Source organism: Ilumatobacter sp. (assembly GCF_030065885.1).
Taxonomy (GTDB): Bacteria; Actinomycetota; Acidimicrobiia; order Acidimicrobiales; family Ilumatobacteraceae; genus Ilumatobacter.
Genome location: NZ_JASJCS010000014.1, coordinates 46,996 through 55,032 on the forward strand (window position 1 = coordinate 46,996; position 8,037 = coordinate 55,032).

General features: G+C 69.8%; 10 protein-coding genes. 3 read left to right on the forward strand and 7 right to left on the reverse strand.

Annotated features, from left to right (window positions below; all coding sequences use genetic code 11):
• Positions 1-31: 31 nt before the first annotated feature.
• Positions 32-751, reverse strand: a complete 720-nt coding sequence (locus tag QNJ12_RS05465) for a DUF192 domain-containing protein (protein ID WP_300619932.1) — start codon at positions 749-751, stop codon at positions 32-34.
• Between the two features lie 45 nt (positions 752-796).
• Here QNJ12_RS05465 and QNJ12_RS05470 point away from each other — a divergent pair, with 45 nt between their 5' ends.
• Both QNJ12_RS05470 and QNJ12_RS05475 read left to right on the forward strand, forming a co-directional pair.
• The gene (locus QNJ12_RS05470; protein WP_300619935.1) at positions 797-991 is read left to right on the forward strand and encodes a hypothetical protein; all 195 of its coding nucleotides are present in this window, start codon (positions 797-799) and stop codon (positions 989-991) included.
• A gap of 47 nt (positions 992-1,038) precedes the next feature.
• Positions 1,039-2,007 carry a DUF6687 family protein gene (locus tag QNJ12_RS05475; protein WP_300619937.1) on the forward strand — a complete coding sequence of 323 codons (969 nt, stop codon included), beginning with the start codon at positions 1,039-1,041 and terminating at the stop codon, positions 2,005-2,007.
• 454 nt (positions 2,008-2,461) lie between these two features.
• On the opposite strand, the gene QNJ12_RS05480 is transcribed toward QNJ12_RS05475, so the two are convergent.
• The 6 genes from QNJ12_RS05480 to mftD all read right to left on the reverse strand — a co-directional run bounded on the left by QNJ12_RS05480 (position 2,462) and on the right by mftD (position 6,907).
• On the reverse strand, positions 2,462-3,457 hold the full coding sequence (locus QNJ12_RS05480; RefSeq protein WP_300619940.1) for an oxidoreductase: 996 nt from the start codon (positions 3,455-3,457) through the stop codon (positions 2,462-2,464).
• 58 nt (positions 3,458-3,515) lie between these two features.
• A complete protein-coding gene (locus QNJ12_RS05485) occupies positions 3,516-4,049 on the reverse strand; it encodes a GNAT family protein (RefSeq protein WP_300619943.1) in 534 nt (177 codons plus the stop codon).
• Positions 4,050-4,112: 63 nt separating this feature from the next.
• Positions 4,113-4,430, reverse strand: coding sequence for a hypothetical protein (locus QNJ12_RS05490; protein ID WP_300619946.1), 318 nt, complete (start codon positions 4,428-4,430; stop codon positions 4,113-4,115).
• Between the two features lie 233 nt (positions 4,431-4,663).
• The gene (locus QNJ12_RS05495; RefSeq protein WP_300619948.1) at positions 4,664-4,975 is read right to left on the reverse strand and encodes a hypothetical protein; all 312 of its coding nucleotides are present in this window, start codon (positions 4,973-4,975) and stop codon (positions 4,664-4,666) included.
• 373 nt (positions 4,976-5,348) lie between these two features.
• Entirely contained in the window at positions 5,349-5,735 is a 387-nt protein-coding gene (locus QNJ12_RS05500; RefSeq protein WP_300619951.1) for a hypothetical protein, read from the reverse strand.
• On the reverse strand, positions 5,735-6,907 hold the full coding sequence (gene mftD / locus QNJ12_RS05505; RefSeq protein WP_300619953.1) for a pre-mycofactocin synthase MftD: 1,173 nt from the start codon (positions 6,905-6,907) through the stop codon (positions 5,735-5,737). Before mftD ends, QNJ12_RS05500 begins: the two co-directional genes overlap by 1 nt.
• Before the next feature lie 76 nt (positions 6,908-6,983).
• On the opposite strand from mftD, the gene QNJ12_RS05510 reads away from it, so the two are divergent.
• Complete coding sequence (locus QNJ12_RS05510; RefSeq protein ID WP_300619955.1) at positions 6,984-7,640, forward strand: bifunctional 2-polyprenyl-6-hydroxyphenol methylase/3-demethylubiquinol 3-O-methyltransferase UbiG; 657 nt, start codon at positions 6,984-6,986, stop codon at positions 7,638-7,640.
• The last annotated feature ends 397 nt before the right edge of the window (positions 7,641-8,037 follow it).

Genomic DNA, 8,037 nt, shown 5'->3' on the forward strand with positions numbered 1-8,037 from the left:
GGTGCTCGCCGTCTCGACCGGTGCTCGCCGGTCAGGCGGCGCAGGGGAGATCGAGGAGCGCGAGCGAGCTGCCCGCGACGAGGCCGATCGCAGCGAGGTCGCCCTGCGCGGTCTCGACGGCCACGGAGAACCCGCTCGGCGTGGCGTAGCGGAAGCACGGGTCGCGCTCGCACGGCTCCATGTCGAACGCCTCCATGAAGGACCCGGCGGGATCGAAGAACGCGATCGACAGCGGCAGCACGGTGTTCTTCATCCAGAACGTGCCCGTGTGCGGGTCGGGATAGCGGAACGCCATGCCGTCGGCGGAGCCGAGGTCGGTCACGAACATCAGACCGCGGCTGCGTTGCTCGCCGTCGTCGGCGAGCCAGAGGCACAGATCACAGGTCTCACCGTCGGGCTTCGTGACCCGTGCGGTCACCCGCTCGAACCCCTCCGGCGTGATGGCGTTCGGGTCCGGCGCGGTGGTCGATCCCGGGGCCGTTCCGGCTGCGGTGGTCACGACGGACGGGTCGGTGCGGTTCCCATCGCGGCCGGCATCGCGGTCGCCATCGCCGGTCGCTGCCGACCTCGTCGGTGGAGCTGTCACCGGCGTCGGTGTCGACGTCGACGTCACTGCCGACGCCGGTCGTTCGACCGACGGATCATCGGGTGCCGATTCGACGATCGACAGTGGTGGCGCAGCTGGCTGGGCGGCGGGCGAGCCGGCGCACGCCGCGGCGACGAACACCAGGCAGACGAACCGTCGCAGCATCGTCCGAAGGCTACGGGTCACGATCGACGCCCTAACGTCGCGGCCATGACGGGCGACGCGGTCATCATGTGCGATTCGTGCGGCGCAGAGGAGCGCAGCCTGCAGGCGGTGCACCGCAAGTACGTCACGGCCGGATCGTGGGAGCAGGAGGCGTCGGAGCGCGTCGTCGACGACGTCGAGCGATGGTGCTTCGCCTGCCTGACGCAGTACCCGCACGAGCCCGCAGGCAACCTGAGCTGATGCGGGGACTTGACTTCAACCTCGGTTGAAGTCGTACCGTCGCCGTCGTGGCGTTCCGTTACGAGGGATACGAGACGAGTCGGGCGATCCCCAACGTGGTGGTCGACGGTTCGCCGAACGAGAGCACGGTACTGGCGCTGACCCATTGGCCCGGGATCGCCCAGCCCCCGGGCATGGCGCGCGACCTCTCGGCCCAGATGGCGTTCGCCTACCTCGACGAGCCGGTCCCCCACCCTTCCGCCGAGGTCGTGACCAACAACCACTTCGACCAGGACGGTCTGGTGTCGATCTTCGCGCTCGTCGAGCCGGAGGCGGCGCTCCACCATCGGGCGTTGCTGATCGACGTCGCCGCCGCCGGCGACTTCGCCACGTACCGCGACCGCCGGGCCGCGCGGACCTCGATGGCGCTGTCGCAGTTGGCGTCGGCCGAGACGTCGCTGAGCTACAGCGACTTCTCCGATCAGCTCTACCGCGAGCTGCTGCCCGAGCTGCTCCCGATGGTGCTCCACAACGACCGGTGCCAGGAGTTGTGGCGCGACGAGGACGAGGCGTTGACCGAGAGCGAGGCCGCGATCGCCACCGGCCGGGTCACCATCGACGAGCGGCCCGACCTCGATCTGGCGGTCGTGACGATTCCGGCCGCAGAGCCGTCGCGCTCCGGTCATCGCTTCGGCGGCGACGGTTTCGAGGGGATCCATCCGATGGCTCTGCACAACGCAACCGAGCGGTTCCGTGTGATCACCGTGCACGGTCGGCGGTATCGCTACGTCGATCGCTACGAGACCTGGGTGCAGTTCCGGTCCCGGCGCGTCCTGCCGCGCATCGATTTGCGGCCGCTCGCGGACGAGTTGACGGCGATGGAGCGCAGCTCGGTCACGTGGCGGGCGGGTGCACCGCAGGCGTTGACGCCGGAGTTGGCACACGACGGCGAGTCGTCGCTCGAGCCCGAGACGTTCGTGGGTCTGGTCGTGAGTCGTCTCGCGGGCGGTGCTGCGGGCAGTTTGCGAACCGCGTGACCGGATGTGCACGCCGGGGTTGGTGGCGAATCGTCCAACCGTTGATCCCCGCTGACAGGTCCCGCCGCGAATCGTCTCCGTGCCGGCGCTGACGCGGACCGTCGCGAATCGCCTCACCGCTCGCCGGCCCGGTCGCGAATCGTCTCACCGCCGGCGCCGACAGGTCCCGTTGCGAATCGTCTCACCGCCGGCGCTGACAGCTCACGTCGCGAATCGTCTCACCCCACGCCCGCCGGCCCGGTCGCGAATCGTCTCACCACCGGCGCCGCCAGGGACGGTCGCGAATCGTCTCACCCCGCGCTCGCCGGCCTGGTCGCGAATCGTCTCACCCCACGCCCGCCCGACCGGTCGCGAATCGTCTCACCACCGGCGCCGACAGGTCCCGTCGCGAATCGTCTCACCCCACGCCCGCCCGACCGGTCGCGAATCGTCTCACCGCCGGGCGTCGGCTGCGTCAGGCGCGGAGATCCACCACGCTCCGGCCCTTCGCCTCGCCGCGGAGGATCGCAGCGAGCACGTCGTCGAGCTCGTCGAGTGTGATGTCGTGGCCGATGTCGTCGAGGTTGCTCGGCTTGAGGTCGGCGGCGAGCCGCTCCCAGGTCGCGCGCCGCCGATCCATCGGGAGCTCGACCGAATCGATGCCGAGCAGGTTGACGCCGCGCAGGATGAAGGGCATGACGGTCGCGGGCAGTCCGGGCCCGCCGGTCAGTCCACTGGCAGCCACCGACCCGCCGTAGTCGATCCGCTTCAGCACGTTCGCCAGCGTGACGCCGCCGACGCAGTCGACGGCACCAGCCCAGACCGTCGATTCGAGCGGCCGCCGGCTCTCCTCCGACAGCTCGCTCCGATCGACGATCGAGCTCGCACCGAGGTCCGTGAGGAACTGCGCTGCCTCGGGCTTGCCGGTACTCGCGACGACCTCGTAGCCGAGGTTCGACAGCATGTCGACCGCGGTCGAGCCGACCCCGCCGGTTGCGCCCGTGACGAGCACGGGTCCGGATTCCGGTATCACGCCGTGCTCCTGCAGTGCCATGACGGACCGTGCGGCGGTGAAGCCGCCGGTACCGAGGACCATCGCCTCGCGGGTCGTCAGGCCCTCGGGCAACGCGACGAGCCAGTCCGACGGGACCCGCGCGTACTCGGCGTAGCCCCCATGCCGCCCGACCCCGATCGAGTACCCGTGCGCGATCACCTCGGTGCCGGCCGGGATGCCGGGTGCATCCTCGACGAGCACGCCCGACAGGTCGACGCCGGGCACGAGCGGCGAGATCCGTGCCACCCGCCCGGTCGGCGTCGACGCGAGGCCGTCCTTGTAGTTGACGCTCGACCAGTGGACCTCGACCAGCACACCGTCGTCGGGCAGACCGTCCGATGACATCGTCACGACGCCTCGGCTGACCTCCTCGCCGTCGGTGACCGCCTGGAACGCTCGGAACGACTCGACGCTCATGCGGCCGACCCTACAAACCGACGCCGTCCGGCCCCGACTCCCGACCGGCGCGACTCGATCACGCGCCGGTCGACGCTCCGTCGGTCCGCAGGCGCGACCAGACCTCGAGGTCGTGGTACTCGCCCCGGTGGAACCAACAGCCACGCATGACGCCCTCCACCGTGAAGCCGCACTTCAGGGCGACCTGCTTCGACGCGACGTTGTCGGGATGGATGTTCAGCTGCATGCGATGCACGCGCTTGCGGCCGAACAGGTAGTCGACGATGAGCATCACCGACTCGGTGGTGTAGCCCTTGCCGTGGTGCTCCTCACCGAACAGCTGGTACGAGATCTCGTACCCCTGCAGGTAGTGCGTGATCGGGAAGAACTCGATCTCCCCGACGATCTCGCCGCCGTGGGTCGTGATGAGCAGCATGCCCTCGTCCTCGCCCCAGAAGCCGCTCTCCGCGAACCTCGCTCGGAGCCGGGGCTCACTCGTCACGCCGAGCGGGAAGTAGGCACCGCGGGCAGCGAGATTCGTGGTCAGCTCGTAGAACGTCCCCAGGTCGCCTTCCCGGACCAGCCGAAGCTCGATCAGATCACCTCGGAGCACCGTGCACCTCCCGACGTTCGCTGCGCGACCATACAGGTCGCGCAGCGAACTTGCCGGGGGTCCTCACTCCCAGGGCCAGGTGCAGATGCCGTGAGTGTGGCCGTGATCGCTGCTCTCCCAGTCGGTGTAGGTGCCGCCGGCCAACTCGCATGCACCCCCGAGGATCCCGCAGGAAACTGCTCCTTCGCAGGTCGTCGAGTGCTGACGCTGGTCGGGCACCGCCAGCTCGGCGACGGGCGGGGGCGGCGGTGGCGAGACCGGCCGCATCGTGAACGACGCCTGCGCCCGCTCCACGGTGGAATCGGTGGCGTTCACGCCGGTGCCGATGCCGATGCCGGCGGCGGCGATCGTGAGCCCGACGATGATCTGGGACGTACGCATGATGATGCTCCTGTGTTCGGCGAGCGGCCGTTCCGCCCGTCGCCCGTCCAGATCGACGACTGCCGTGGATCTCGCGCTTTCTCACCGACACACCGCCGTTCTGCGCGAGGCGACCCCGAAGCTCGACCCTGATCACCGTGGTGCTTCGTCGTCGTCCCGAGATTCCGGCGCGCCGGACCAGTGGCGCGACGACGCCGGGCGCCGTGAACGCGCCCGGCGTCGGATTCCGTCGATCAGTGGGGCAGATGGATCTCACCCTCGTACGTCAGCACGAAGCTCGGACCCTCCCCCGTCCCGTGCCCGCGGGCGCCGGCCAGATCACCGGTGCCGCCCCTGATGAACCACCGGCCCTCCCAGGGGAAGTCACTCGGTGTCGGCAGGCCCGGATCCTGCTCGCCGATCGCGAGGAGTTGCAGTGTTCCCTCGTGCATCACGCCGTCGGCGTCCATGACGGTGCCGGTGAACTCGGCGTTGCCGGCGATGAGGTTCTTGCCCGGCCCGCCCAGACGCACGAGCCAGAGCTCCTCGACCGTCTTCCCCGTCATGTCGCCGGTCAGCTCACCATGCGCGACGCCGCGGAGCACGATGTTCTGACGAACTCCGCCACGGTCTCGATCTCGACCGGAACGTACGTCCAGTCGCCGCTGACTCCGGTCTTCGGGTGTGCCGTCGCGACCCCGGCCGCCGCTGCGAACGCCACGACCGCCAACATGGCACCTACGACTCGCCGCTTCATGTGCTTCGCGTCATCTGCGCATCGACTGCGCATCGTCGGACGCCGCGGGCGAGCCTCACTTGGCCGTTTCGGGCTGCCATGGAGGAGCGCACCTCGGCCTCCCTCGATCATGCGCCCCCGGTGTTCGCGGCAAGTGGTCGGGGGTCACTCGGACCGCAACGGTTTCGGTCGAGCTCAGCCGTTCAGTCCGGTCGCCAGCGGGTCAGGCGTTGCGGCGAGCTGCCCGGCAGGCGTTCGATCTCGCAGCGCGCCTCGAGGTCGACCTTGGTGTAGGTGCAGTAGTTGCGTGTGCGGCCCTTCGGGAACAGCTCGTGCGTCGAGTAGCGATCCTGGGCCGCGGCCACGACGTCCTTCAGGAGGACGGTGCCGTCGTCGTCGCACTCGTCGTCGAGCATCTCGAGGATGTGGGCGCGCATCAGCTCGTACTGGGCGAGGCCCATCGTCCACCCGTCGAGCCCTCCTGGGCGCGTTGCGTTGAAGATCTCGACCCGCCCGCGCTCGCGTGCTTCGGCGTCGGCATCCCATGCCGGCTGCGGCACGGGGCCGGCGTGGGGGTCGCGCTCGGGCATCAGGCCATGGCCGGCGGGGAGAAGCCGTCGGGGATCACGAGATCGCCGGGGCCGAGCTCCTTGATCGACGACTTGCCGAGGCCGAGCATGGTCGAGTCGATGCCCATCCGGAGGACGTCGAGCACGTTCTCGACGCCGGCCTGTCCGTTGGCCGCGAGGCCCCACAGGTAGGCCCTGCCGATCATCACCGCCTTGGCACCGAGGGCCAGCGCCTTCACCACGTCGCTCCCCCGTCGAATGCCGCCGTCCATGACGATCTCGATCTGATCGCCCACGACGTCGACGATCTCGGGGAGCACCCGGATCGGCGCCGGCGCGCCATCGAGGTTGTTCCCGCCGTGGTTCGACACCGAGATCGCCGTCGCGCCCGCGTCGAGCGCGCGGCGGGCCTCGTCGGGCCGGCCGATCCCCTTGACCATGAACGGACCGCCCCACTGCTCGCGCAGCCAGGCGATGTCCGCCCACGTGGCGGGCGGCGTCCCCATCCACACGCCGTACGCGTCGAAGAAGTGCGGGTCGGGCTCGCCGAGGGCGTTGAAGTTGGGCACGCCGAGGCCCGGTAGCTGGCCCGTCCGCAGCCACTCGAGCAGCCAGACCGGTCGCATCGCGACCTCGGGCACGTGCTTGAGCACCGTCAGCGGCTTCATGTCCTGGGGGATCTTCGGGCTCCCCCAGTCACGGCTGTGGACGAACGACCAGTCGAGCGTGACGATCAGTCCACCAGCGCCGGCGGCCTTGGCGCGGTCCATCCGCATCACCATCGAGTCGCGGTCCCCGGCCCAGTAGATCTGGAAGAACGTCTGCGGGTTGGCGTCGACGACGGCCTCGAGCGGCTTGCTGGCGAACGAGCTGAGCCCCATCACGACGCCGCGGGCGGCCGCGGCACGCGCGACCGCCAGCTCGCCGTCCGGATGGACGGCCTGCACACCGGTCGGCGAGATCATCACCGGCATCGACATCGGCTGCCCCATGACCTCGGTCGCCATGTCGCGTTCGGGGGGCTGGCCGGCGGTGATCGGTCGGACCCCGAGCTCGTCGAACGCGGCCAGGTTGTCGTCCAGCGTGACGCCACGCTCGGCGCCGGCGATCAGCGCGCCGTACACGGACTTGGGGAGCTTGCGCTTCGCCCGCCGCTGCGCCACCGCGACCGATTCGAACCATGCGTTTGCCACGGCGTCAGCGTAGGTGTTGGCGGTTCGCCGGGCCTCAGCCGCCGCCGACTCCACGGACCGGTGCCACACTGGCGTCGTGACCTCGCCTGACTTCGTCAGTGCCGACGGCAGTCCCCTGGCGGTCTACCTCGCGCTGCCCGCGGGTGACGCGCCGATGCTCGTGCATCGCGCCATCCGCCCCGAGTCGACGATCCTCGAGCTCGGCTCCGGCCCGGGCCGTCTCACGCGAGCCCTCGTCGCACTCGGTCACGACGTGACGGCCGTCGACGACAGCCCGGAGATGCTCGCCCACGTCACCGGAGCCGACTGCGTCGCCGCGGACGCCTTCGAACTCGACCTCGGCCGGACGTTCGACGTCGTCCTGGCGGCCAGCACCCTGATCAACCGGCCCGGGGCCGAGCACCGAGCCCGGCTGCTCGAGGTCGCGAGCCGCCATCTGCGAGACGGGGGATCGTTCATCGTCGAGCGATTCGAGCCCGGATGGCTGCTCAGCGCCACCGACACCGCGGAGGAGTGTGGCCCCGTGAGGATGGTGTTCGAGGCAGGCGCGATCACCGGATCGGTGAGATCGGCGGCGATGACGTACCACCTCGGCGGGCGGTCGTGGCGCCAGGAGTTCGACGCCGAGGACCTGCCCGATGCCGTGCTCGAGGCCGAAGCGGCCGCGGTCGGGCTCGTCGTGACGCGCCACCTCGACGATGCAGGAAGCTGGGTCGGGCTCACCCACCGGTGACGTAGGCAACCGCCGGTGCGGCATCGCGCTCGAGACGGGTCGCGTCGCCACCTGACGCTGCGGCGGACGCCACCACGTCCAGCGTCGCTGTGGCTGCCACTGAGACATCGTCACGAGCGGTTCACATCCACCGGAGCCGCTACCCCGCGAGACGATTCACGACCCGAACCCATGCGCCGCGAGACGATTCACGACCCACCCCACGCCACCCCACACCACGAGACGATTCACAACGACACGAACCACACCCCGCGAGACGATTCACGACAACACGAACCACACGCTGCGAGACGATTCACGACCCACCCCACGCCACCCCACCCCGCGAGACGATTCACAACGACACGAACCACACCCCGCGAGACGATTCACGACAACACGAACCACACGCTGCGAG

Excerpts from the sequence above, each read along its gene's own strand:
- QNJ12_RS05465 (WP_300619932.1), bottom strand. The coding sequence starts at position 751 with ATGCTGCGACGGTTCGTCTGCCTGGTGTTCGTCGCCGCGGCGTGCGCC.
- QNJ12_RS05500 (WP_300619951.1), bottom strand. The coding sequence starts at position 5,735 with ATGCCCGAGCGCGACCCCCACGCCGGCCCCGTGCCGCAGCCGGCATGG.
- QNJ12_RS05495 (WP_300619948.1), bottom strand. The coding sequence starts at position 4,975 with ATGACGGGGAAGACGGTCGAGGAGCTCTGGCTCGTGCGTCTGGGCGGG.
- QNJ12_RS05480 (WP_300619940.1), bottom strand. The coding sequence starts at position 3,457 with ATGAGCGTCGAGTCGTTCCGAGCGTTCCAGGCGGTCACCGACGGCGAG.
- QNJ12_RS05470 (WP_300619935.1), top strand. The coding sequence starts at position 797 with ATGACGGGCGACGCGGTCATCATGTGCGATTCGTGCGGCGCAGAGGAG.
- QNJ12_RS05490 (WP_300619946.1), bottom strand. The coding sequence starts at position 4,430 with ATGCGTACGTCCCAGATCATCGTCGGGCTCACGATCGCCGCCGCCGGC.